This is a genomic window from Rugamonas sp. FW305-51 (assembly GCF_058786935.1).
The window spans coordinates 1-25,077 of sequence record NZ_JBYSZG010000020.1 but is presented as its reverse complement, the minus strand read 5'-3'; the positions used below and the strand labels follow the sequence as shown (position 1 = coordinate 25,077).

18 protein-coding genes are annotated in these 25,077 nt (G+C 66.7%); 13 read left to right on the top strand and 5 right to left on the bottom strand.

Going from position 1 to position 25,077, the window contains the following annotated elements:
- The first annotated feature begins 5 nt into the window (after window positions 1-5).
- The gene (locus AC3WOS_RS15215) at window positions 6-1,355 is read left to right on the top strand and encodes a sensor histidine kinase (protein WP_492716861.1); all 1,350 of its coding nucleotides are present in this window, start codon (window positions 6-8) and stop codon (window positions 1,353-1,355) included.
- Between the two features lie 62 nt (window positions 1,356-1,417).
- On the opposite strand, the gene AC3WOS_RS15210 is transcribed toward AC3WOS_RS15215, so the two are convergent.
- Window positions 1,418-2,572 (bottom strand): hypothetical protein, encoded by a 1,155-nt coding sequence (locus AC3WOS_RS15210; RefSeq protein ID WP_492716860.1) that lies wholly within the window; start codon window positions 2,570-2,572, stop codon window positions 1,418-1,420.
- 230 nt (window positions 2,573-2,802) lie between these two features.
- On the opposite strand from AC3WOS_RS15210, the gene AC3WOS_RS15205 reads away from it, so the two are divergent.
- On the top strand, window positions 2,803-3,228 hold the full coding sequence (locus tag AC3WOS_RS15205) for a type IV pilin protein (protein ID WP_492716859.1): 426 nt from the start codon (window positions 2,803-2,805) through the stop codon (window positions 3,226-3,228).
- A complete protein-coding gene (locus tag AC3WOS_RS15200; RefSeq protein ID WP_492716858.1) occupies window positions 3,216-3,836 on the top strand; it encodes a pilus assembly FimT family protein in 621 nt (206 codons plus the stop codon). The genes AC3WOS_RS15205 and AC3WOS_RS15200 overlap by 13 nt, the downstream gene beginning before the upstream one ends.
- Before the next feature lie 13 nt (window positions 3,837-3,849).
- Here AC3WOS_RS15200 and AC3WOS_RS15195 read toward each other — a convergent pair whose 3' ends face one another.
- A complete protein-coding gene (locus tag AC3WOS_RS15195) occupies window positions 3,850-4,896 on the bottom strand; it encodes an RNA-guided endonuclease InsQ/TnpB family protein (protein WP_492716857.1) in 1,047 nt (348 codons plus the stop codon).
- Between the two features lie 119 nt (window positions 4,897-5,015).
- Here AC3WOS_RS15195 and AC3WOS_RS15190 point away from each other — a divergent pair, with 119 nt between their 5' ends.
- From AC3WOS_RS15190 to AC3WOS_RS15170, 5 genes are all read left to right on the top strand, one after another.
- Window positions 5,016-5,438 carry a hypothetical protein gene (locus AC3WOS_RS15190; RefSeq protein WP_492716856.1) on the top strand — a complete coding sequence of 141 codons (423 nt, stop codon included), beginning with the start codon at window positions 5,016-5,018 and terminating at the stop codon, window positions 5,436-5,438.
- Between the two features lie 2 nt (window positions 5,439-5,440).
- Window positions 5,441-6,628: a PilW family protein gene (locus tag AC3WOS_RS15185; RefSeq protein ID WP_492716855.1), complete on the top strand. Its 1,188-nt coding sequence runs from the start codon at window positions 5,441-5,443 to the stop codon at window positions 6,626-6,628.
- Window positions 6,628-7,221 carry a pilus assembly PilX family protein gene (locus AC3WOS_RS15180; protein WP_492716854.1) on the top strand — a complete coding sequence of 198 codons (594 nt, stop codon included), beginning with the start codon at window positions 6,628-6,630 and terminating at the stop codon, window positions 7,219-7,221. The genes AC3WOS_RS15185 and AC3WOS_RS15180 overlap by 1 nt, the downstream gene beginning before the upstream one ends.
- A gap of 143 nt (window positions 7,222-7,364) precedes the next feature.
- The gene (locus AC3WOS_RS15175; RefSeq protein ID WP_492716853.1) at window positions 7,365-11,984 is read left to right on the top strand and encodes a pilus assembly protein; all 4,620 of its coding nucleotides are present in this window, start codon (window positions 7,365-7,367) and stop codon (window positions 11,982-11,984) included.
- A 174-nt stretch (window positions 11,985-12,158) separates the two neighbouring features.
- Window positions 12,159-13,826 (top strand): peptide chain release factor 3, encoded by a 1,668-nt coding sequence (locus tag AC3WOS_RS15170; protein WP_492716852.1) that lies wholly within the window; start codon window positions 12,159-12,161, stop codon window positions 13,824-13,826.
- Window positions 13,827-14,140: 314 nt separating this feature from the next.
- Here the strand turns inward: AC3WOS_RS15170 and AC3WOS_RS15165 are convergent, their stop codons facing one another.
- Together AC3WOS_RS15165 and AC3WOS_RS15160 are read right to left on the bottom strand one after the other, a co-directional pair.
- Window positions 14,141-14,587, bottom strand: coding sequence for a hypothetical protein (locus tag AC3WOS_RS15165; protein WP_492716851.1), 447 nt, complete (start codon window positions 14,585-14,587; stop codon window positions 14,141-14,143).
- A 303-nt stretch (window positions 14,588-14,890) separates the two neighbouring features.
- The gene (locus AC3WOS_RS15160; RefSeq protein ID WP_492716850.1) at window positions 14,891-15,211 is read right to left on the bottom strand and encodes a hypothetical protein; all 321 of its coding nucleotides are present in this window, start codon (window positions 15,209-15,211) and stop codon (window positions 14,891-14,893) included.
- Window positions 15,212-15,398: 187 nt separating this feature from the next.
- Here AC3WOS_RS15160 and ligD point away from each other — a divergent pair, with 187 nt between their 5' ends.
- The gene (gene ligD, locus AC3WOS_RS15155) at window positions 15,399-18,062 is read left to right on the top strand and encodes a DNA ligase D (protein WP_492716849.1); all 2,664 of its coding nucleotides are present in this window, start codon (window positions 15,399-15,401) and stop codon (window positions 18,060-18,062) included.
- An 18-nt stretch (window positions 18,063-18,080) separates the two neighbouring features.
- On the opposite strand, the gene ku is transcribed toward ligD, so the two are convergent.
- Entirely contained in the window at window positions 18,081-19,136 is a 1,056-nt protein-coding gene (ku, locus tag AC3WOS_RS15150) for a non-homologous end joining protein Ku (RefSeq protein ID WP_492716848.1), read from the bottom strand.
- Between the two features lie 228 nt (window positions 19,137-19,364).
- Between ku and AC3WOS_RS15145 the strand changes: the two genes are divergently transcribed.
- From AC3WOS_RS15145 to AC3WOS_RS15130, 4 genes are all read left to right on the top strand, one after another.
- On the top strand, window positions 19,365-20,807 hold the full coding sequence (locus tag AC3WOS_RS15145) for a GGDEF domain-containing protein (protein ID WP_492716847.1): 1,443 nt from the start codon (window positions 19,365-19,367) through the stop codon (window positions 20,805-20,807).
- Between the two features lie 24 nt (window positions 20,808-20,831).
- Window positions 20,832-21,317, top strand: a complete 486-nt coding sequence (locus tag AC3WOS_RS15140; RefSeq protein WP_492716846.1) for an arsinothricin resistance N-acetyltransferase ArsN1 family B — start codon at window positions 20,832-20,834, stop codon at window positions 21,315-21,317.
- An 82-nt stretch (window positions 21,318-21,399) separates the two neighbouring features.
- Window positions 21,400-23,052, top strand: a complete 1,653-nt coding sequence (locus AC3WOS_RS15135; RefSeq protein ID WP_492716934.1) for a SulP family inorganic anion transporter — start codon at window positions 21,400-21,402, stop codon at window positions 23,050-23,052.
- Window positions 23,053-23,171: 119 nt separating this feature from the next.
- Window positions 23,172-25,077: sensor histidine kinase (locus AC3WOS_RS15130; RefSeq protein WP_492716845.1), on the top strand; the 1,906-nt coding region annotated here is incomplete at its 3' end.

Genomic DNA, 25,077 nt, shown 5'->3' with positions numbered 1-25,077 from the left:
GCGACGTGCAACACCACACCAGCATCCGGCTGCGCCTGCTGCGCTGGCTGATCGGGCCCATCCTGCTGCTCAACCTGGCCGGCGGGGCGCTGACCTATCTGCTGGCGTGGATGCCGGCCCAGATCGCGTTCGACCAGGCCTTGTCCGACGCGGCCGGTGCATTGGGCGCGCGGCTGGCCCAGCGCGACGGCCGCTGGCAGATCGATCTGCCGCACCAGGCCGAGCAGGTGCTGCGCAACGATAATACGGACGCCGTCTATTTCGCCGTGCGCGACGGCGCCGGCGCCCTGATCGCCGGCGACGCCGATTTCCCGGCGCCGGCCGCCGCCGGCGCCGGTCCGACGGCCGCCTACGATACGGTGCTGCGGGGCGAAGCCGTGCGCGCTGTGGCCCTGCGGCCGGCCGCCGGCGGCCCCGTGATCGCCGTGGCCAAGACGCTGCGCAAGCGGGGCCAGATCCGGGCCGCCATCGTGCGCGTGCTGATCCTGCTGGAGGCGGCGTTCACGCTCGCCTCCGTGGGCCTGATCTGGTTTTCCGTCAGTAACGGCCTGCAGCCGCTGAACCGCATGCGGGCCGACCTCAACGCGCGGGCCGGCGACGACCTGTCGCCCATCAACGGGGCCGGTGTGCCGTTCGAGCTGGGGCCCGTGGTGCTGGCCTTTAACGGCTTGCTGGACCGGGTCAGCGACGGCGCCCGCGCCCAGCACGATTTCCTGGCCAATGTGGCGCACCAGTTGCGCACGCCGCTGGCCGGCCTCAAGACCCAGCTCGAATGGTTGGCCCAGCGCCACGGCGAACCGGAGACGGCCCAGTCGGTGCGGCTGATGCTGTCGTCCACCGAGCGCATGATACGGCAGACCAACCAGCTGCTGGCGCTGGCGCGCGCCGAACCCAGCCATTTCGAGAAGACCCGGCTCGAGCCGGTCGCGCTCGATACCCTGGTGGAGGAGGCGATCCAGCATTTCGTCGAACAGGCCGCCCTCAAGCAGATCGACCTGGGCTTCGACTTGCAGCCCACGCCCGTGCAGGGCGACCGCTTCCTGCTGCGCGACCTGATCGACAACCTGATCGACAACGCCATTCGCTACACGCCGGCCCATGGCACGGTCACCGTCAGCTGCCGCCCGGCCGACGGCGGCGGCATGCTGGCGGTGGAGGATTCCGGCCCCGGCATCCCGCCGGCCAAGCGCGACCAGGTATTCAGCCGCTACGTGCGGCTGGACGACAAGACCCACGGCAGCGGCCTGGGCCTGGCCATCGTGCGCGACATCGCGCTGGCCCATGGGGCCGCCATTACGCTGGACGCGGGCGCCCACGGCCAGGGCGCCCGTTTCGAGGTACGCTTTCCTGCCTGAGGCGGTGTTGGCCGCAACCGCAACCGCAACCGCAACCGCAACCGCAACCGCAACCGCAACCGTCAGCTGCCGGTTGCCGCCGCGTCCATGCCCATATCCGCGCCTGGCGCGGGCGCTGGCGAAGGCGCCGCGATGGCGTCGGCGGAATAGGCGGACGCAGGAGCGGGAACCAGAGTTGGCGCTGGAGCAGGAGCTGGAGCTGAAGTAGGTGCAGGAGCTGAGGCCAGCGCCGGCGTGGCGCCGGGCGGCGGGCCTTGCCGTTCGGGGATCTTGAAGCCCGTGTAGGTGGCCGCGCTCATGCCCAGCAGGGTCAGCACGCTGGTGTCGAGCTCGGGCATGGCCAGGTCGCGCACCACGCCCACCAGGAAGAACAGCCCGAACAGGACGTTCGATACCAGCAGCTGGAAGCGGTAGATGGTCACGCCTTCGGCATCGGTCAGCAAGTCGCGCAGCAGCAGGCCGCTGCTGCAGGTGCCCGGCTTTTGCTGGCCGGCGTCGAGGGCGGCCGCCGTCAGGCCCGTGACGCTCGACAACCCGGCCAGCGCCAGCGCCTGGGTGCTCAGCACGGGCATCTGCCCCGTCAGCGTCCACAGGAAGATGTAGGCGCCGATGACGATGGCGAACCACCACGCCATCTGTACCCGGCCCAGGCTGTAGCTACGGGCGCAGTGGGCGGTGGTGGCGCCGCCGGGGTCGCGCAGCATGCCGCTGTACTTGCCCAGCACGATCAGCCCGGCCCACACCGCCATCAGCATGAGCGTGCCCATCAGCAGGGAAACGCTGCTCCAGGTTTGCAGCGCGATGGTGCCGGCGCCGAGCAGGGTGCCTTGCTGCACCAGGCTGTAGGCCAGCTGGCGCGTGCCGTCGGCGCCGTTGCCGCTCCAAAAGTCGCCCAGCATCGCTTCCCAGGCCGCCATGCCCGACGGGCCGGCCGTGGCGCTGGCGTTGCGGTTGAGGATGAAGGTCACGGTGGCGCCGGCCGGATCGCAGCTGAGCGGATGCAAGCCCGTATCCAGGCCCTTGACCAGCAAGTCCACCTGGGCCAGTGCCGGCAGGGCATTGCAGTCGCACGGCGCACCGAGCCGCAGCTGGAACGGCTGGCCCACCCGCACCCGGGGCGCCTCGCCGGGCGCGGCCGCGCACGCGGGCGGGGCCGCCAGCGCGGGCAGGGCGCCGCCTGCGGTCAGCGCGAGGATCAGCAGCAAGGATCGCAACATGGTCGGGCTCCGGGCGATGGGCAAGGCAAGCATTGTCGCCCACCCCGTGCGCGGGAAATCTCACAAATTATCTCATCGACAATGTTTTTGCGCTGCCCCAGTATTTGCCGCGCTGTCAGTATTTTGTCAGCATTTCCTCAGGGAATTGCAAGCTTGGCGCGCTACCATACCCGACATGAAACTTGCTGTGCGGCAATTTGCCGGCCAGCGACAGCCACGGAGCACAGCGCATGAAACGCATCAACAACGGCTTTACCCTGGTGGAAATGCTGGTCACGGTGGCCATCGTCGGCATTCTGACGGCGGTGGCGCTGCCTGCCTACAACGATTATGTGATACGGGGCCGCCTCACCGAGGCGTTCTCGGCGCTGGGCACGGCGCAGCCGGCGGCCGAGCAGTTCTGGTCCAACCAGCGCACCTATGTCGGTTTTGACGGCGCCGTCAATTTCCCGCCCGCCACGGCCAACTTCACTTATGCGCTCAGCGGGGCGACCGTCTCGGCCTACACGCTGACGGCCACCGGGGTCGGCAAGATGGCCGGCTTCGTCTACACGATAGACCAGAACGGCACCCGCGCCACCACGGCCAGCCCGAGCGGCTGGGGCACCAGCACCGCCTGCTGGGTCGATCACAAGGGCGGATCATGTTCCAACTGAACAAGGGGTTCACGCTGATCGAGGCGCTCATCACGCTGACCGTCTTCTCCGTGATGCTGGCGGTGGGCATCCCCGCCATGAGCACCTGGGTACTTACCAGCAAGGCGCGCTCGGCCCACGAATTCTACCTGGACGGCTTCAGCATGGCCCGGCGCCAGGCGGTCAGCCACAATGCGGCCAGCCGCATCGTGCTGACCCCCAACGCCACCAGTGGCCAGATGGATTGGCAGGTCGATATCTGCTTCCCGCAACCGGGCGCGCCGTGCAACGATACGGCCGGCAGCTGGTCCAGCCCGACCACGGTGGCGGGCAACGATCCCGAGGGCGCCAATGGCTACAAGTCCGTGTTTCGCGCGGCCGACGCGCTGCCGCCGTCGGCCGTGGTGGCGCCGGCCTACCTGCCGGACGGCGCCACCAGCGTGTACTACACGGCGCTGGGCTGGGTCGATACCAGCGTCCTCAATAACCTGAACCGCATCGCGCTGGCGCCGGCCGCCCGCTATGCCAACGCAGTACCGACCGTGGCGGTGGTGGTCACGCTGGCCGGCATGGCCAGCAAGTGCGATCCGACCGTGGCGGCCGGCGATTCCCGGGCCTGTCCGCCTTGACGTCCTCTCCGCCCTAAAGGAAGGAGATTCCCACAACTGGCGTCGCACGTCCGCGACGGAGTATGTTTATCGCTGCATTACGATCACGATCATGTACCACACCGCAATCACTGCAAGTCCACACTCTTATTCCAAGGTCTACGATACCGTTGGGCCTCGTATCGGGCATGGCGCCGCAATGCGAGCAGACCTGGGTGGTGAAACGCTCGTCCACTTCCTCAAACCAGGCGCCATGCTTAACAGCCTTGTACGCCAGTTGACTACGAAAGGACGACCAGCCAATGTCGTAGACGGACTTCGCCATGCTGGTTCTGGCGAGCACACTGGCGTTGACGTTGCCCACCACGATGTAATCGAAGGCGGCAATGAGCGCGCTGGTGCGGGCATGCAAGTAATTGAGCCGCTGGTTGGCGACCTTGGCATGGATGGCCTGGATGCGCCGCTTCTTGCGCGCACGCTGCGCCACGGCCAGCGCCGCCTCGGCGTTGCGGTAGAGATGGGGCGCGGCGATGGTGCTGCCGTCGCTCAGCGTGGCCAATTCCTTCAAGCCCAAGTCGATGCCGATGCCGCGTGTCGGCGCCCGGGGCGGAGCCGCCGCGACTTCGACAACAATATTGAGATACCAGTTGCCGCGCCGATCACACGAAAAATTGGTACCGTCAAGGATCTTGCCTTCAGGCAGAGGCCGGGAATGAAAAACGCGAAACGTGTTGCCGGCAAACCGGAAGGCATCCCCCTCGCGCTTGAGTTCCCGTCCCTTCAGCGGTACCCAGGGCAGGGACTTCCTGCCGCGATAACGCAGGTAGGGACGACGGGACAGGGCGCGCGACTTTGCGTATTGCTGGCAGACGTCGTTGACCGTGCCGGAATGCAGTCCGAGCTCTTTACTGCACCCCGTCGTCAACTTGATCAGGTCGAAGCCCGTATGCCAGCGCCGGCCGAAACGCAAGGCATCCTTCTGCCGGTCGTTGCAGTAGTTCCAGACGAAATTGACCGCCCGCGCTTGCCGGTTCAGCAAGCCAGTCAACGATTTGACGCGATATCGGTAGACCAGTTTCATATATGTTTGACCAATACGGAACGCACGAGTTCCGTGACTGCTGCCCGCGCATCGACTCCTGCGGAGTCGGTTCCTTTCACTCCTCGCCCTGAAGGACGAGGTTTCTCGGAACAAATCTGATGAAACGCATTCCCTTGCGCCGCCAGGGCGGCGTCGCCCTGCTGGAAGTGATGCTGGCCGTGCTGTTGCTGGGCGTAGGCTTGCTGGGCACCATAGGCTTGCAGGCGCGTGCCTATGCGGCCCTGTCCGACGCCAGCATGCGGGCCGAGGCCACCATCGCCACGGAAAGACTTTTGGGCGTGATGAACGCCGACCTCGCCAACGTCGCGGCCGGCAACTATGTCTATACCGGCGCCAGCGCGCCCAGTGCGGTGCTGGCGCCGTGGGTGGCGCAGACCCGCAACGATATTCCCGGGGCCCGGATCACGGTCGCCGTGGCCGGCCAGGACCGGCGCTATCAGGTCGATATCGCGGTGCGCTGGACGCGCAAGGCCGGTGGCGCCGAGAACGTGCACCAGGTCACTTCCTACATCGGCTATTAAATATGACACCCACGTACACTACACGCCGGCGCGCCGGCTTTTCGCTGGTCGAGCTGATGGTCAGCGTGGTGGTCGGCATGCTGGCGCTGCTGTTCGCCACCCGCCTGATCACCAGCGCCGAGCAGAACCGCAACGCTTCGCTGGGCGGTTCGGACTCCATGCAGAACGGCATGCTGGCGCTGTTTTCCATCAACAATGACGCGGCCGCCGCCGGCTGGGGCTTGAACGACACGCTGGTGGCCGGCTGCGACACCGTATTTACCGACGCCAACGGCTATACGCTGGCGCCGGCCCTGCGCGGCGGCGCCACCATCACGCCGATGGCGGCCGTGATCATCGAGCCCCACGGGGCCGATCCGGACCGCATCACCTTCTATACCGGCAACTCGGCGGCGGCCGTCGGTTCCGTCAAGACCAGCATCGCCTATACGGGCGGCAGCACGCTACGCACCACCTCGCGCCCGCCCTACAATTTCAATCCGGGCGACGTGCTGCTGGTGGCGCCGGAACCGGCCGGGACCGGCCAGTGCGCGCTGGCCCAGGTGACGGCCATCGCCCCCGCGCCCAACGACGACACCATCGATTTCAGTCCAGGCGCCTCGTTCCGCTTCAACACGGCCGCCGGCCTGGGCGCCAATTTCGGCGCCGGCCAGGCCCGCATCTTCGACCTGGGGCGGGGCGACAAGCTGGCCTTCCACAGCTGGTCGGTCAACAACGGCATCCTGCTGCTGAACGCCACCGAACTGGCCGGCGCCGAGGCGCAGCCGGTGTCGGTGATCGACAACATCGTCTCCATCAAGGCCCAGTATGGCTTCGATACCCGTGTGTTGCCCAACTACGACCCGGCGCCCGATGCGGACGGGGTCCAGATCGGCCAGTGGAGCAGTGACATCGTCAATGCCGACGGCGACGCCGTCACGGGCAGCGCCGGCGACTTCCAGCGCATCGTGGCCGTACGCATCGCCGTGGTGGCACGCAGCAAGAACCCGGAGCGGCCCGACGGGGCCGGCCACTGCAGCGCCACCACGGTCTTGCCGCAAGTGTTCGACAGTGTCGCGCCGCCCGGCGTGACGGCCGTGCCGGTCTCCGTCAATGTGGCCGTGGCCGGCGACCCGATCGACTGGAAGTGCTACCGCTACCGCGTGTTCGAAACCATCGTTTCGCTGCGCAACTCGGAATGGAGGCCGTGATGGATCGCACACAGCGCCGCCGGCGCCAGGCCGGCGTGGCCTTGCCCGTCATGCTGATCATGCTGGCCGTGATGCTGGTGGGCAGTATCTACCTGCTCAAGTCCAGTACCTCGACCACCTTGACCACCGCCAACCTGGCCTATGACTCCTCGCTGAGCAAGGCGGCCGACCTGGGCGTGCATACGGCCTTTGCCTGGCTCAAGGGACTGCCCAGCAAGTCGGTGCTGCTCAACGATGTGCCCGCGCAAGGCTATGTGGCGACCCTGAACGGGGCCTGGACCGTCAGCTCGCCCCAGTTCTGGCTCGGTTCGCGGATCGTGGCCGACACGGCCGGCAACCAGGTCGAATACGTAATCCACCGCATGTGCGACTTTGCCGGGCTGTACAACGACGTCGGCCCGCCCCAGAACCGCTGCATGCTCAGTTCGGCCAAGTCCAACGTGGCCGCGCCCACCCCGGTCGGCTCCAGCCTGGCGTCGAACGCGCCATCCTACCAGGGCCAGCCGCAACTGCATTACGTGGTGACGGCGCGCATCGCCGGTCCCCGCGGCGGCAACGTCATCACCCAGGGCGTGGTGATGATGGGGCCATAAGGCGCACTTCGCGCATTCGACAGCACAGCCGGCGCCGGCTTCCCGGCCCGCACCGCAGGGTGGGCTGCCCGCTGCCGCTTGCCACATGCCAGGCAGCGCGGCGCGTCACCCGCCAGGCCGTTTTTTTTTGGATTGGAATGACCATGAAACCTTCGCTCTCCGCCATTCTGCGCCAGGCCGCCTTCGGCGCCTGCCTGCTGGCCCCGTTCGCCGTGCTGGCCGGACAGACCCAGATCGCCCAGGTGCCGTTGCTGAACATGACGGGCACGGGCACCGTCAAACCCAATCTGATGCTGTTGTTCGACAATTCCGGCTCGATGGACCAGGCTTACACGCCCGACTATGTGAACGACAACCTGTGCCGTTCCAAAGCCAAGCTGTCGTCCGGCGTGACGGCCTGCAACGTGGGCCATCCGCCGTTCATGAGCCCGGACTTCAACAAGCAGTACTACAACCCCAAGATCCGCTACCAGCCGCCGATCCGGGCCGACGGCAGCTATTATCCGGAGCAGACGGCGGCCAATACCAGCAACTGGACCGTGGTCAGCGGCGACGGCTTCAATGCCCACAAGACCGATTTGTATGGCAACAATTCGAGCGCCATCAACCTGGTCAGCGGCTTCCCCGACCTCAAGTGGTGCGACCCCAATAACACCAGCGTGTGCCGTAGCAATACGGCCAGCTACACCTATCCGGACAACACCTACACGAGCGCCCAGGCCGTCAACACGGGCCCGTATTATTACACCATCGGCGTGGCGCAATACTGCACCGACGCCAATATGACCAGCTGCACCTCCACCTCGGTGGGGGCGGCGGCGCCGGCCGGCTATCCGGTGGCGGTGAAGGTGCGCTGGTGCAACAGCACCGCCCTCACCAGCTGCCAAGGCAAGCGGGTGGGGGCCTTCATCTATCCCAACTACTCGGTCGCCAACAGTTCCGTCAACGCCTACGGCACCATCGCCATCGGCGCCTCGCAGTCGGCGGCGCCGATGACCATCAGCGCCGTCACCATCCCGGATCCGACGACGGCGCGCACCATCACCAACGGCGCCGTGACGGCCGCCGCCGGCACCAATACACCAGCCAGGCAGCAGGCGCTGGCCGTGTCGCTGGCGGCCAGCATCATCGCCAAGACGGGCCTGGCCAACCAGTACTATGCTTGCGTCAAGACGGCCAGCACCAGTCCGGCCGTGCCGGCCTGCGCCAGCGCCTTCAACATTACGCTGACGGCCGACAACGTGGTGGCCGTGGTGCCGGTGACATGCTCGGGCAGCACCAAGACGCTCAGCAACTGCGTACCGGTGACGGACAATTCCCGCGCCGGCTGGGGCATCACCGTCACCGCGCCGGCGGTCATCCCCACCCCGGTCGCGGCCGGGGTGCCGCCGACGGCCTTGCTCAAGGCGAGCGGCACCACCTCCGGCACAGGCACGCCCACGGTGACCAGCATCACGCTGGGCGGGGCGGCCCTGGCCACCAATGTGGTGATCGGCAACAACGTATCGGCCGTCAATACCGTGGCCAAGATGCAGGCCGCCATCGGCACCACGGGCACCGTGCGCGCCTACATCGGCGGCAACAGCGTGACCGCCATCTGCGGCGCGGCGACGGCCGATACCCTGTGCCTGGTCAACACGGCAGCCACCACCAACGGCGCCACCGCGGGCGCCGGCGCCCCCAGCGGCGTGTCGTTCGTCGCCACCGCGGCCAGCAGCGCGCCGGACGCCATCCCCACCACGACGGCGGCGCTGTCGGCCGGCGCGAGCGCGCCCAGCACCTTCAACCGCGTCAACCTGGTGTCCGGCCAGACCTACGCCAAGGGGCCGGACCGCTCCGATTGCGTGAGCAGCCTCGGCCTGTGCACCTACGACGAGGAAATGACCAACTTCGCCAACTGGTATGTGTACTACAAGACCCGCCTGCAAATGATGAAGACCTCGGTCGGCATCGCGTTCTCCGCCATCACGGCCAATTACAAGGTGGGTTATGTCCGGCTGTCGGTGGCCGGCGCCGGCGGCACCATCGACATGGTGCCGGCCGACTTCACCGGCACGTCGCGTTCCAGCTGGTACACCACGCTGTACAACACCACCACCACCGGCTCGACCCCGATCCGCACCGCGATGGACAATGTGGGCCGCATGTTCGCCAACCTGTCGCCCTATGACTACGCGGCCGGTCACGAAGTGGTGCAGTATCCCTGCCAGCAGAACTTCATGATACTGACCACGGACGGCTACTGGAACGGCAGTTCCACCGCCAATGTGAGCAACAACGACAACGTGGAAAATCCCAGCCGCTTCTGCACCTATGCGCGCGGCTGCGTCGATACCCGCAGCCAGGCGCAGCCGTCGATTTCCGACGTCTCGCTGCACTGGTATAACGGCGGCTCGAGCACGGGCACCGTGTCGCTGCGCCCGTCGCTGGAGCCGGACATGAGCAAGCCGGGCACGGTGCCGGCGCCGGCCGGCGAGAATACTCACCTGCACATGAATACCTACACGCTCGGACTGGGCGTGGACGGGGTGATGACGTACGAGCCGGACTACGACACGGCGCCCAAGGCGGGCGGCGACTTCTACAACCTGATCACCCGCGCCAGCGCCGGCTGCCCCTGGAATGGCGGCGGCGCCTACGTGTGGCCCAATCCCGACGTGAGCAATACCGCCAGCACCGTGCAGGAGCGGGTGGACGACCTGTGGCACGCGGCCATCAACGGCCACGGCAAGTATTTCAGCGCGTCCGAACCGAAGGAAGTGGTGCAGGGCCTGAGCGAGGCGCTGGCCAACATGCAGGTGCGGGTGGGCGCCGCCGCCGCCGCGGCTACCTCCACCCCCAACATCTCGCTGCAGGACAACGACATCTTCTCGGACACCTTCACCACCGTCAAATGGTACGGCGAGCTGTCGGACAAGAAGATCGATCCGACCACCGGCAACGTCGGCACCGCCGTCACCTGGATCAGTTCCGATACGGTGGGCCAGAAGGTGGGCCCCAGCGCCGACAGCCGCAACATCCTGATGCTGGACCAGTCCAATACCAGCCTGGTGCCGTTCCAGTATGGCAGCAACATGTCGGCGACCCAGCTGGCGTGGTTCGACAACAAGTGCACCGCGCTGGCCCAGTGCACGCTGCTGGCGGCGGCCGACCGCAGCATCGTCAACAGCGGCGTCAACCTGGTCAACTACCTGCGCGGCCAGCAGCAGTACGCCGACGACACCCACTTCCGGGCCTACACCATGACCAGCAACGTCCCGGCCGGCGCCAGCGGGCCGGTGCCCATCGTGCTGGGCGATATCGCCTCGTCCAAGCCGGCCTATGTGCGCGATCCACGCAAGAGCTTCACGGGCGACGACTACGCCACCTTCAAGGACCACAACGCCGGCCGCGCCGCCACCGTCTACACGGCCGCCAACGACGGCATGCTGCACGCCTTCGACGCCGCCAACGGCAACGAGCGCTGGGCCTATGTGCCGCGCATCACGATGAAGAAGCTGTACGCGCTGGCCAGCACCACCTACGGCACCAACCACCAGTACACGGCCGACGGTTCGCCTGAAGTGGCCGACGTCTACACGGGCGGCGCCTGGAAGACGGTGCTGGTGGCCGGCCTGAACGGGGGCGGGCGCGGCTTCTACGCGCTCGACGTGACGGCGCCGGACGCGCCCAAGGCCATGTGGGAACTGTGCGCCGACGCGGCCGTGTGCAGCCACAGCGACCCCGACCTCGGACTCAGCTTCGGCAATCCCCAGTTTGGCGTGTGGCAGGGCAAGTGGGTGGTGTTCCTCACCTCCGGCTACAACAATGTGCCCGGCGTGGACGGCGTGGCCGGCGGCAGCGGCCTCGGTTATCTGTACATCGTCGACGTCAGCAACGGTACCGTGCTCAGGAAGATCTCGACCGGCGCCGGCGACACCACCACGCCCTCGGGCCTGGCCCGTATCACCTCGATCAGCACCGATCCCAACACCGATCCCGTCACCACCTATATCTACGGCGGCGACAACCAGGGCCAGATGTGGCGCTTCGACCTGACCGATCCCGCCGGCGCGGTGACGGTACTCAAGATGGGCGACGCCGGCAGCAGCCAGCCCATCACCACCCGCCCCGACGTGACGCTGTGCGAAGTGCAGACCACCAGCACCACCGGCGGCGTGACGACGACCACCACCAGCGCCCAGCGCGTGGTGCTGTACGGCACGGGCCGGCTGCTGGACTTGCCCGACATTGCCAACACGGACACCCAGAGCCTGTACCTGCTCAAGGACAGCGGCAGCACCATCGGCAATATCCGCGGCAGCACCATGGTGCAGCAGACACTGAGCCTGCAGGGCTCGGGCAGCAATGCCAACACCTACGCCATCACCAGCAATCCGGTCGACCTGACCCAGAAGAACGGCTGGTACTTCGACTGGAGCCTCAATCCCGGCGAACGGATGAACCTCGATCCGCAGATCGTCAGCGGGGTGGCCAACGTGGTGACCAACATTCCATCGTCGTCGTCATCGTGTTCGGTGGGCGGCTCGAGCAATGCCTACCAGGTCGATGTCTGCACCGGCAACGCGATCCCGGGCAGCCCGGCCGGCGCCACGCTGTCGGCCAAGGAGACGGTGGTCGGCTTCATCATCGTGCGCCTGCCGGCGGGCGGGCTGAAGATGATCAGCACCATGGCCACCGGCGAAACCAAGACCAGTTCCCTGCAGGAGCTCAAGTCGGCGGCGGCGCACCGGGTCGGCTGGCGCCGGGTCAAGGGCGAATAAGGGCGCCAGCGGCCGGCGCAGGGCGGTGCAAGGGGCAATGCGGGCCAATGCGGGGCGGCTGCGGGGAGCTAAGGGCGCCCCGCAGCCGCCCCGCAGCCATAAACAGTTCACACGAACAGGCCAAGTGCCGGTAAAATCGAGGGTTTTTTGCGGGGCCATATTATGGTCACCAATATGGCAAACGATACCGAAAACACAACACCAGATCTGATCGACGACGCAGCCCCCGTGGCCAGCGCCAAAAACCCCGCCCTGATCGCGCGCGAAGTGCAGCGCCGGCGCACCTTCGGCATCATTTCCCACCCCGATGCCGGTAAGACCACGCTGACCGAAAAGCTGCTGCTGTTCTCGGGCGCGATCCAGATGGCCGGCACGGTCAAGGCGCGCAAGAGCGGCCGCCACGCCACCTCGGACTGGATGGAGATCGAGAAGCAGCGCGGCATTTCCGTCGCCTCCTCGGTGATGCAGTTCGAATTCCGCGACCACGTCATCAACCTGCTCGACACCCCCGGCCACCAGGACTTCTCGGAAGACACCTACCGCGTGCTGACGGCCGTCGACTCGGCGCTGATGGTGATCGACGCGGCCAAGGGTGTGGAAGCGCAGACCATCAAGCTGCTCGACGTGTGCCGCATGCGCAACACGCCCATCGTCACCTTCATGAACAAGATGGACCGCGAGACGCGCGATCCGCTGGAGCTGCTGGACGAGCTGGAATCGGTACTGAAGATCCAGTGCGCGCCGGTGACCTGGCCTATCGGCATGGGCAAGAACTTCCGCGGCGTGTACCACCTGATCAACGACGAGATCATGCTGTTCAAGGCCGGCGAGGAAAAGGCCGACGGCGCCTTCGAAGTCATCAAGGGCATAGCCAACCCGCGCCTGCAGGAGATGTTCCCGCTCGAGATGGACCAGCTGCGCATGGAAGTGGAACTGGTCAACGGCGCTTCGCACCCGTTCAACCTGGACGAATTCCTGTCCGGCGTGCAGACGCCCGTGTTCTTCGGCTCGGCCATCAACAACTTCGGCGTACGCGAGATCCTGTCGGCGCTGGTGGACTGGGCGCCGGCCCCGCGCGGGCGCGACGCCACCGTGCGCGTGGTGGAACCGGCCGAGCAGCCGTTCACCGGCTTCGTGTTCAAGATCCAGGCCAATATGGACCCGGCCCACCGCGACCGCATCGCCTTCCTGCGCGTGTGTTCGGGACGCTTCGAGCGCGGCATGAAGGTCAAGCACCTGCGCCTGGGACGCGAGATCAAGGTCTCGTCGGTGGTGACGTTCATGGCATCGTCGCGCGAGCAGGTGGAAGAGGCTTACGCCGGCGACATCATCGGCCTGCCCAACCACGGCAACATGCAGATCGGCGACAGCTTCTCCGAAGGCGAGATGCTGACCTTCACCGGCATTCCCTACTTCGCGCCGGACTTCTTCCGTTCGGTACGCATCCGCAATCCGCTCAAGATCAAGCAGCTGCACAAGGGCTTGCAGCAGCTGGGCGAGGAGGGTGCGGTGCAGGTGTTCAAGCCGGTGCAGGGCGGCGAGCTGGTGCTGGGCGCGGTCGGCGTGCTGCAGTTCGAAGTGGTGGCCAGCCGCTTGATGAACGAATACGGCGTCGACGCCGTGTTCGAAGGCACCAGTATCAGCAGCGCGCGCTGGGTATCGAGCGACGACAAGAAGGCGCTGGCCGACTTTGAAGCGGCGCTCGGCCACAACGTGGCCTACGACGCCGCCGGCAACATGGCCTACCTGGCCACGTCGTCGGTCAACCTGCGCCTGACCGAGGAACGCTGGCCCAAGCTGAAGTTCCACGCCACCCGCGAGCACTCGGCCAAGCTGGCCTGATCCGCCGCCACGCATCCCGATGGGGGACGCCGCGCCGTGCTAAACGGTGTTGCGTCCCCCATTTTTTACAGTGGGTGTCAAAAGAAAGGTTCTTCACGGATTAGCGGGAGACTGCGCGGGGCTAGAGGTACCGGTCTTCGTTTTCGTCCCAGCTGTCTAATTCGGTCGAAACCATGCAAATCCCCGCTAATGGCGTCCAGAATTTCCGGGGCGCAAAATTCTGTAGACCGTAATCGCCTCCGCAAAGCAACACTGGGAGTTGTTTAGACTTTTCTGCCCTTCGGCTTAGACCTATGTGGAGAGGCATAGGTAACTTATAGCCTGCTTAGTCTTTCCTCAGACCGCGCCCTGCAATTGGCGGCACGGATCCAGTAATCGTCCCCAGGAAAACGTAGCCAGATGAAGCGCCATGCGTTGCGTCCTTGGGCATGGCGATTGGCAAACAGCGAAGGCGTCAAGGATAGGCCGTCGTCGGACAGGATACGGTCGCCGATCACCTTCGCAAATTCAGTGGTGTGGTGGTAGCTGGTTCTCAAGCAGGTTCCGTCGGGAAGAAAAACATTCTTCCATTGAAAGCCGCGCGTCAGTCCTCCGTTTTCACGTGGCGCGCGCCGTTTCATTTCGCCTGTCAGCCAGCGTTTGACGAGCTCGGTCACGAAGATATCGGGTTTGACGCCGGGGCGCGTATCCATCAAATGGAATTCCAGGTTCAGGAAATCCGCTACGGGCAGGTAGACAGCTTGCTTGGCTTCGTATGTCATGATTCGCTCCAATTAGATGAGTCTATAAATTGGACAGCGGCACCGGAAGTTGGTTCGCTTTAGACTTTTTCATCAAAATACGCGCCCCGACTAGACTCGGGGCCCATATTTCATGGACGGTTTTGGACTGGCGCTTGGAAATTCCAGGCCGAATTAGCGGCAAGCGGATTGCACTGGACCGAATTAGACCATAGGGCGGGAGTGCCGAAACCTGACAAGCCCCCAAAGGAGTTCCCGGTAATCCGTGAAGAACCAAAAAAAGGGCGCCCGTTGGGCGCCCTGTCCTGTTACCTTGGCAGCGGCTTACTTGGAAGCGGCGGGGGCCGATGCAGCGGCCGGGGTTTCAGTCTTGGCCGGTTCCTTGTGGGCCTTGGCCTTCTTGGCCTTCTTGTGGGTCTTCACCGGGGCAGGCTTCTCCTCTGCCTTGGCGCTGGCACTGGCGCTGGCCGATTCCTTGACGCTGGCGCTGGCCGCTGGCTTGGCCGGGGTGGCAGGCGTGGCTGGCTTGGCTTCGGCTTTCACGGCGGCGGGCGTGCTGGCGGTAGTGGCGCTGGCGGCAGGCGCTTGTGCGAAGGCTGCGGTTGCGAACAGGCCGGCGATCAGGGTAGCGATAATCTTGGTCATGATGTATTCCTTCAGGTGGTTTATACAGCCGGGACAATTCCCGTGTCAGTGAGCAAGAAACGGCTTGCCGGCCGGCAGCGTTGACGACAATTACATCCGCTTACAAGCCGGTCCAATTGCTTACAATTTGCGGTGCATGTGCGTTGGCGAACTATCCTTGCCCGGCGCGGGCGCTATCCTGTCATTTATGCAGGATCCACTCCACACCTACAAGTCGAAGCGCCACTTTTCCCGCACGCCGGAACCGGCCGGTGGCGGGGAGGCAGGGGAGGCATTGTCCTTCGTCGTGCAGAAGCACTGGGCCAGCCGTCTCCATTACGATTTCCGCCTTGAGCTCGACGGCGTGCTGAAGAGCTGGGCCGTGCCCAAGGGCCCCAGCTACGATCCGCAAGTCAAGCGCATGGCGATCGAGGTGGAGGACCACCCGCTGGCCTACGGCGGCTTCGAGGGCACGATACCGGAAGGGGAGTACGGCGCGGGCGAGGTCATCGTGTGGGACCGGGGCAGCTGGCATCCGCTCGACGATCCGCATGCCGGTTATGCGAAGGGGCATCTCAGCTTTGAATTGCGTGGCCATAAGCTGCAGGGGAAATGGGCGCTGGTGCGGATGAAGCCCAAGGGGCGCCAGACTGCCTGGCTGCTGATCAAGGAGAAGGATGACTATGCCCGGCCCGAGGACGAATTCAGCGTCGTTGACGAGCAGCCCGACAGTGTGCTCAAGTCCAGCTCCGTCCGGCGCGACAAGCGCTCCCGCCACGCCGCCTCGGCCACAACCGCAGCCACCGGAACCGGCACACGCACAGGCACGCGCACAGGCGCCGCCGCCGCCTCGCCCCCTGTCTCCGCCGCCGGCGCGGATCGCCATTCGGCCACAGACGCTTCCCCCACGCCGGCCGGCTTGCCCGCCGGCGCGCGCAAATCGGCGTTGCCGGCCGCCCTGGCGCCGCAACTGGCCACGCTGGTCGAGGAGCCACCCGCCGCCGCCACGGCCGGCGATTGGATACTGGAAACGAAATTCGACGGCTACCGTCTGCTGACCAGGGTGGACGGGCACGACCTGCGCCTGTACACGCGCAGCGGCGCGGACTGGACGGCCAAGCTGGCGCCCCTGCAGCATGCCCTGTCCGACATGCACTTGCCGGCCGGCTGGTATGACGGCGAGATCGTCGTCTGCGATGCCCAAGGGCGGCCCGATTTCGGCCTGCTGCAGGCGGCTTTCGACGGCAAGCATACGGGCGACATCGTGTACTACCTGTTCGATTTGCCCTACTGTGGCGGCTACGACCTGCGCCAGGTGACGCTGGCCGGGCGGCGCGCGCTGCTCGAGCGCATATTGGACGCCTGCGGGCCGTCGCCGCGCGTGCGCTTCAGCCAGGCGCTGGATGGGGCGCCGCGGCAAGTGGTGGCCGCCGCCTGCCATCTTGGGCTGGAGGGCATCATCGGCAAGCGGGCCGACGCCGGCTACGTGTCGCGCCGTACCCGCGACTGGATCAAGCTCAAATGCGACCGGCGGCAAGAGTTCGTCGTGGGCGGCTATACCGATCCCCAAGGGACGCGCAGCGGGTTCGGCTCGCTGCTGCTGGGCGTGTACGACGAGGCGGGGCGCCTGCAGTACGCGGGCAACGTGGGCACGGGTTTCAATACGGCAGAGTTGAAGGACCTGAGCGCGCGCATGCAGCGGCTGGCCACGGACCGCTGTCCGTTCGACGCCGACGGGCGCATCGGCGGTCACCCGCACTGGCTGCGGCCGTCGCTGGTGGCCGAGGTCAGTTTCGGCGAGTGGACACGGGACGGTTCGCTGCGCCATGCCGTGTTCCAGGGGCTGCGTGCGGACAAGCCGGCCAGCGGCGTGCGGCGCGAGCAGGCGCGCCGGGCGGCGCCCTGCGCGGCCAGCGCCGGTGCGCGCATGGCGCCGCCCGATCCGCCCGCCGTCACGAGCAAGCTGCCGGCCCAGCTGCACGTGACCCATCCCGAGCGCGTCATCGACCGCCAGAGCGGCACGACCAAGCTGGGACTGGTGCATTACTACGCCCAGGTGGGGACGCTGATGCAAACCCACCTGAGGGAACGGCCGGTGGCACTGCTGCGCGCGCCGGACGGGGTGGAGGGCGAATTGTTCTTCCAGAAGCACGCCGGCAACCGCCTGGCCGGCGTGCATCAGCTGGACCGGGCGCTGGACCCGGACCATCCGCCCATGCTGACCATCGCGGGGACGGCAGGGTTGCTGTCGGTGGCGCAGTGGAATGTGGTGGAAATCCACACCCAGAACGCGCTGGCGCGCGCCTACGAGCGGCCCAACCGCGTGGTGTTCGACCTCGATCCGGGCAAAGGCGTGGCCTGGGCGCAGGTACAGCAGGCGGCCGTGCTGGTGCGCGCCTTCCTCGAGGAACTGGGCTTGCCGGCGTTCCTCAAGACCAGTGGCGGGCGCGGCCTGCACCTGGTCGTGCCGGTCAAGCCGCAGCACGGCTGGGACGCCGTGAAGGGGTTTGCCCAGGCCGTGGTGGCGCATATGGCGCGCCTGATACCGGACCGCTTCGCGGACAAGAGCGGTGAACGCAACCGGGTCGGCCGGATCTACATCGATTACCTGCGCAACGGGCGCGGCGCCACCACCGTGTGCGCCTGGTCGGCGCGCGCGCGGCCGGGGCTGGGCATTTCCGTGCCGGTGGCATGGGATGAGCTGGACCGGCTGAGCGGTGGCGATCACTGGACCGTACTAACGGTGGACCAGCGGCTCGACGTGGGCAACACGCCGTGGAAGGATTACGCGCGCAGCGCACGCAGCTTGACCGGACCCATGCGCCAGCTGGGATGCGACGAAGGGGCGGGCGCAGAAAACGGCAAGGCCTGAAGCGCCGGGTGCGGACCGTCAAGCCCTCGTCGAGCGTGCAGCACCCGCTTTGCGTGCGGTGCCGGCGCCGCGGCTGCGCTCCGCCTTGTGGCTGCCGCCAGTCTTGGCCGCGGCGCCCGTCTTGCGGGCCTTGGCCGCCGTCCCGGCCGTGCCGCTCGTCCTGCTGGTCTTGCCCGTGCCGGCCGCGCTGTGCGTCTTGCGGACGTTGTCCGGCTTGGCCGCATTGTCCGTCTTGCTGCCGTCACCTGTCCCGGCAGCGCTACCACTCTTGCGGGCCGCGCCATCCTTGCCGCGCAGGCTGCGCTGCAGCAGTTCCACCAGGTCGATCACATTGTCCGCGCCCGGTTCCCGCTCGGCGTGCGAAGGCCGGGTGATGGTGTGGGTCTTGCCCGCCTTGACCTTCTCGTCGACCAGGGCCATCAGGTCGTCGCGGTAGGTGTCGTGGTATTGCTGCGGGCGCCAGGGTGCGGCCATGCCTTCCACCAGTTCCAGCGCCATATCGAGTTCCTTCGGCTTGATTTCGCCCGCATGGGCGGACGGCAGCGCCAGCTCGCCCGCATCCAGCACTTCGGTCGCGTAGCGCAGGGTATTGAGGACGATGGCGTCGTCCAGGCAGAGCAGGGCGCACATGTGCTGGTGGGTGCGGATCACGACCGTCGCCACGCCCACCATGCCGGACTTGCGCAGCGTCTCGCGCAGCAGGGTGTAGACCCGCGCGCCGCCGCGCACCGGCGCCAGATAGTAGGGCTGCTCGTAAAAGGTGGGGGGAATCTCGCCGGCGCCGACGAAGCACAGGATTTCTATCGTCTGGGTCGCGGCCACGTTGGCGCGCCGCAAATCCTCGTCCGACAGCACGACGTAGTCGCCGTCCTCGTACTCATAGCCTTTGATGATGTTGTCCCAGCTGACTTCCTCGCCGCTGCGCTTGTTGTAGCGGCGGTAGCCCACGGGCGCGAAGTCGCGCCGGTCGAGCATGGTCAGGTCCAGTTCGTCGCGGCGCGCGGCCGCATGGAGTTCGACCGGGATGTGGACCAGCCCGAAACTGATCGCGCCTTTCCACAAAGCACGTGCCATGGTAGCGTCCTCCGCAAGGCCTTGTTGCCTCCCATGATGCCGGCGCCGCTGGCCGTTGGCCGTGCGCTGTTTAACATGACGGATGAAAAACTGTGAGTCTGTGTTACAAATAATATTGCTAATTATGAACTTTATGGCACACTGTTAGGATAGCAATTCTAATAATAGCGACAATAGCTGGGGGCGAATATTATGGCGGATATCGATAGCCGAAAAGACATAGTTGGCGTGTTTTTGACCACAAACGGCGAGCGGCGCGCCGAATTTCAGGCTAGTTGCGGCGAACAATTTTCCCGTTTGTTGCTGGTCGATAACATTGACGCGGCCACCGTTGCTGTGGGACGACAACGCGTCGATCTGCTGGTACTCGATTTGAGCGGCTTTGCCAGCCTGGCCGACATGGCCGGCATGGGCGCCCTGATCCGCAGCCGCAATGGCGCCCCCGTGCTGGTGCTGTGTCCTTACGTGTGCAGCGCCTGGATTCCCGAGCTGATGGCCAGCGGCCCCCTGCAATACCGTATCCTGCCCATGTTGCAAGACGAGTTACAGGTCGCCGTGGAACAGGCGATGGCGGTGTCCGCCAACCCCGTCGCGGCAGCCCAGCAAACCTTGCTGGACAAGGAAAAGGAATTGCGCGACCTGCTGACCATCCAGCGCAGCCTGCAGCGGGCGCTGGGCAGCGTGGATGACATTCCCACCATGGCCTCGCAGGTCTGCCTGGCGCTGTGCAGCTTCCCCGGCGTGCGCCATACGGCGCTGCTGCACATGAAGCAGCGCGGCGATTTGCAGCTGGTGGCGCAGGAATCGCGCAACCACCTGGACCTGGGCCGGCTGCTGGAACGGCGCGACCATCTGCTGCAGGCGCCGCTGAGCGACGTCTTCCCGCCGCTGCTGGCCGTCAGCAACGGCGAGCTGGTGCTGCTCGACGCGCCGGAAAAGGCGGGCGACCCGGAGCTGGCCCTGAGCCTGCATGACCGCGAGGTGCGCATGGTGCTGGCCCTGCCGCTGCGCAGCGAGGCGGGCGGCCCCGTGCTCGGTTCCGTCTGCCTGATGTTCGACCGCTACTTGCAGTTCTCGCGCGAGCAGTTCGCCTGCTTCGCCAGCCTGGCCCAGTTCATCAGCTTCGGCCTGGGCATGAGCGAGCTGAAACACCAGAACGACGCGCTGGCCGGCCAGTTGATGCAGATGAGCACGGTCGATGCCTTGACGGGCGCCGTCAACCGCCGCCGCGGCGAGGATATCCTGGAGACGGAGATGCGGCGCGCCCGCCGCTACGCCTTGCCGCTGGCCCTGATTACCTTTGACATCGACAACTTCCGCTCCGTCAACGACCTGTACGGCTATCCCATCGGCGACCAGGCGCTGCGCATCGTGGCCGAGACGGTGCAGACGCGCCTGCGCGGGTCCGACACGCTGGCCCGCATGCGGGGCGAGGAATTCATGGTGGTGGCCACCCACACCTGCGCCGTGGATGCCTTGAAACTGGCCGAGAAGCTGCGCGAGACCATCGCCGGGACGCCGTTGCCGGGTTGCGAGATGGTCACCATCAGCCTGGCCGTGGCCCAGGTCGGGCTGGACGAGGGCGCCATCTCCGTGCTGGACCGGCTCGACGCGGCCCTGCACCGCGCCAAGCGCGCCGGCCGCAACTGCGTGGAACTGGCGATGCAGTAAGGCCGGCCCGCACCAGGCTTACCCATGATACGACACGCCACCAGCAGCGACGCGGCCGCCATCGCCGCGATTTACAACCATTACGTGGCCACGACCACCATCTCGTTTGAAGAACAGCCGGTGGCCGTGCCCGAGATGGCGCAACGCATCGCCACCGTCGGTGCCCAGTTTCCGTGGTACGTCTACGAGACGGACGGCCAGGTGCTCGGCTATGCCTACGCCACGCCGTGGCGCGTGCGCAGCGCCTACCGCTATTCGGTCGAGTCGTCCGTATATGTGGCGCCCGATTGCGGCGGCCGGGGCATCGGCAGCCAGTTGTACGGCGCGCTGATCGAGGCGCTGCGGGCCAGGGAAATCCAGGTGGTGTTGGGCGGCATCGCCCAGCCCAACCCGGCCAGCGTGGCGCTGCACGAGCGCCTCGGTTTCGAGAAGGTCGCCCACTTCCGGCGCGTGGGCCGCAAGTTCGGCCAGTGGATCGACGTGGGCTACTGGGAATTGCAGCTGGCCTGAATGCATCGCGCGCCGCCGGGCTGGACGGCCCGCGCCGCATGCCGTAGGCTGCGGGATGGCGACGCAACGACAGGAACCGACCATGCTGCAATGGCTAAGGCAGTACCGGCGCGCGCTGCTGGCCGGCGATATCAGCGCCGGACTGGTGGTGGCGATGATGATGATCCCGCAGGGCATGGCCTATGCGCTGGTGGCCGGCTTGCCGCCGGTGGCCGGCATCTACGCCAGCATCCTGCCGCCCGTGCTGTACGCGCTGTTCGGCAGCAGTATGACGCAATCGGTGGGGCCCATGGCCATCGTGTCGCTGATGACGGGCGCCGTGCTGGCGCCGATGGCGCCGGCCGGCTCCGGCCTGTACGGCGTGCTGGCGGCCCAGCTGGCGCTGGTGGCCGGCCTGATGCTGATGCTGCTGCTGTGCGGGGCGCTGCGCATGGGTTTCCTGGCCAATTTCTTTTCCCGTCCCGTCATGGCCGGCTTCACCGTGGGCTCGGCCCTGGTGATCGCCGGCGACCAGCTGGCCGTGCTGCTGGGCGGTAGCGTGAGCCGGCCCCACCTGCCCAGCGCCGCGCTGGGCGGGGCCTCGCTGCTGGCGCTGGTGCTGGCGCGGCGCTACCTGGCGCCGCTGCTGCGCTGCTGCGGGCTGCGCCCGGCGGCGGCCGAGATCGGCGCGCGGCTGGCGCCCATGCTGGTGGTGCTGGGCGCCACGGCGCTGATGGCCACCACCAGCCTGCCGGCCCAGGGCGTGCACCTGACGGGCGCCGTGCCGGCCGGCCTGCCGCAGCTGAACCTGGCCACTTCGCGCGGCCACTGGGGCCCCTTGCTGCAGCCGGGCATGCTGATCGGCTTCATGGTGTTCTTGATGAGCATGTCGGCGGCCCAGTCGCTGGCCCTGCGGCGCAACGAAAAGCTGGTCAGCAACCATGAGCTGATCGGGCTGGGCGCGGCCAACGTGGCCAGTTTCCTGTCGGGCGGCCTGCCCGTCACGGGCAGCATGTCGCGTTCGGCCGTCAATTTCGCGGCCGGGGCCCACACGCCCCTGGCCAGCCTGATCACGGCCGCGCTGCTGGCCTGCGCGCTGGCGGCGCCCACCGGCTGGCTGGCGCTGCTGCCGCTGCCCACGCTGGCGGCCACCATCATCGTGGCCGTGCTGGGCATGCTGGAACTGGGGTCGCTGCGCACGGCCTGGCGCTACGACCGCAGCGACGCGCTGGCCTGGCTGGCCACGGCGGCCGGCGTGCTGGCGCTGGGGGTGCAGGCCGGCGTCATGCTGGGCGTGGTGCTGTCGCTGGGCACGCTGATCTGGCGCGCCAGCCGGCCCCACATCGCCGTGCTGGGGCGGATCGCCGGCACCGAGCATTTCCGCAATATCGAGCGCTATCCGGGCGAGACCCGGCCCGGCCTGCTGGCGCTGCGCATCGACGCCAATCTGTTCTTCGGCAACGTGGAAGCGGTCACCACCCGCATCGAGGATGAGCTGCGCGGCCGTCCCGGCGTGCGCCACCTGGTGCTGGTGATGACGGCCGTCAGTTCGATCGACACCACGGCCCTGTTCACACTGGCCGAACTGAACCAGATGCTGGGCCGCCAGGGCATAGGCTTGCACCTGGCCGAGGTCAAGGGGCCGGTGCTGGACCGCTTGCGCCGCAGCGACCTGCTGGAGCAGCTCAACGGGCAGCTGTTCCTCAGCATGGCCATGGCCTGGGAGTGCCTGGCCGGCCCGCAAACGGCCCCCTGAAGCGGGCCAAAATCATCCTTCAAAGCAATAAATGGTTGGACGCGACGGGCGTTAGCCCCTATGATGCGGCAGGCGGCAGGATGTTTTTCCTGCACTTTTTACAGCCCGGGGAGCTCACGATGTTGCGCAAGTTGGTCAGCCGTACGGGACGCGTGTCGATCGCGCTGTTTGTCAGCGTGGCGATGACGGCCGTGGTGACGGCGGTCCTGACGGCCTTTGCCTGGTACTTTTATCAGGCCGAGAAGGCGCAGCGCCACGAGCAGCTGCACCAGACAGTGGCCACCAGCGCCGACGAACTGGCGGCGGCCGTTTCCCTGCCGGCCTGGAACTTCGACGAGAACCAGATCCTCACCATCATGAAGAGCGGCTTGAGCAACCGCGACCTGTATGCCAGCGCCGTCACTCCGGTCGCCAGCAACCACCCTTACATCCTGGTGCGCGGACCGGGCGGCCTGCTGCGGCCGGCCGCCAAGCTGCCGACCCAGCCGGAACAGCTGGTGGCAACGCGGCCCATCATGGCCAATGGCCAGAACATCGGCACCATCAGCGTGTATGCCACGCCGGCCCTGATGCTGGAACAACTGCGCCAGCGCCTGATCACCATCATCGGCATGATCATCGTGCTCGACGCCACGCTCGTGTTCAGCCTGTACCTGCTGCTGTGGCATTTGATCCTCAAGCCTTTAAGTTCGATCGGACGCTACGCCGTCAACGTCAAGGCCGGCATGAACCCGGGCGCCATTCCGCCCAGCGACTGGTTCTTCGGCGAACTCGATACGCTGAACGCGGCCATCCGCGACATGGTGACCCTGCTCGACAGCCGCTACGTGGCCATGCACGCGTCCGAGGAACGGCTGCAGATCGCCAGCAGCGCGGCGGCCATCGGCATCTGGGACTGGAACATCCTCACCGGCGACGTGGTGTGGGACGAACAGATGTTCCGCCTGCACGGCATGGAAGGGGGGCGTGGCGGCCTGCCCATGGCGCAGTGGACCCGGATGCTCCATCCGGACGACGCGCTGCCGGTGCAGGCGCTGCTGGACCAGGCCTTGCAGGGCAGCGGCGAGTTCGATGCCGAATTCCGCATCGTGTGGGCCGACGCCAGCGTGCACCACATCAAGGGCGACGCCATGGTGTTCCGCGACGCCGAAGGGCGGCCGGCCCGCATGGTGGGCGTCAACTACGACATCACGGCCCACAAGGTGGCCCAGCAGGAGCTGCGGCGCCACCGCATCCACCTCGAGGAGCTGGTGGCCGAACGCACGGCGGCGCTGTCGGTGGCCGTGCTGCAGGCGCAGGCGGCCAACCAGGCCAAAAGCACCTTCCTGGCCAACATGAGCCACGAGCTGCGCACGCCGCTGCACTCGGTGATCGGCTTCTCGCGCCTGATGGCCGACTCCAAGCACATGCTGCCGGAGGAAAAACGCAACCTGGCCATCATCCACCGCTCGGGCGAGCACCTGCTCACGCTGATCAACGACATCCTCGAACTGTCCAAGATCGAGGCCGGGCGGGCCGTGCTGCAGACCGAGCTGCTCAACCCGCAGGACATGCTGCAGGAAGTGATGGACATGGTCAGCATGCGCGCCGGCCAGCGCGGGGTGGCGCTGGTGCTCGACAGCGCCGGCCTGCCGACGGCGGCCCGGGTGGACGGTACCAAGCTGCGCCAGGTGCTGCTGAACCTGATGTCGAACGCCGTCAAGTTCACCAGCCGGGGCAAGGTGACGCTGCGCGCGCGCGGGGTGGCGCGGGGCGAGTGCTGCGAGCTGACGTTCGCCGTCATCGACACCGGGCCCGGCATCGCCGAGGCGGACCAGGCCCGCATCTTCGAGCCCTTCATCCAGGCCGACGGTCCCGGCGCCAAGGAAGGTACGGGCCTGGGCCTGACCATCTCGCGCGAATTCGTGCAGCTGATGGGCGGCACGCTGACCGTGCAGTCGGTGCCGGGCGCCGGTTCCACCTTCCAGTTCACGGTGGCGACCCAGCTGGCCGGGGCGCCGGCGCCGGCGGCAGGGGCGGCAGGGG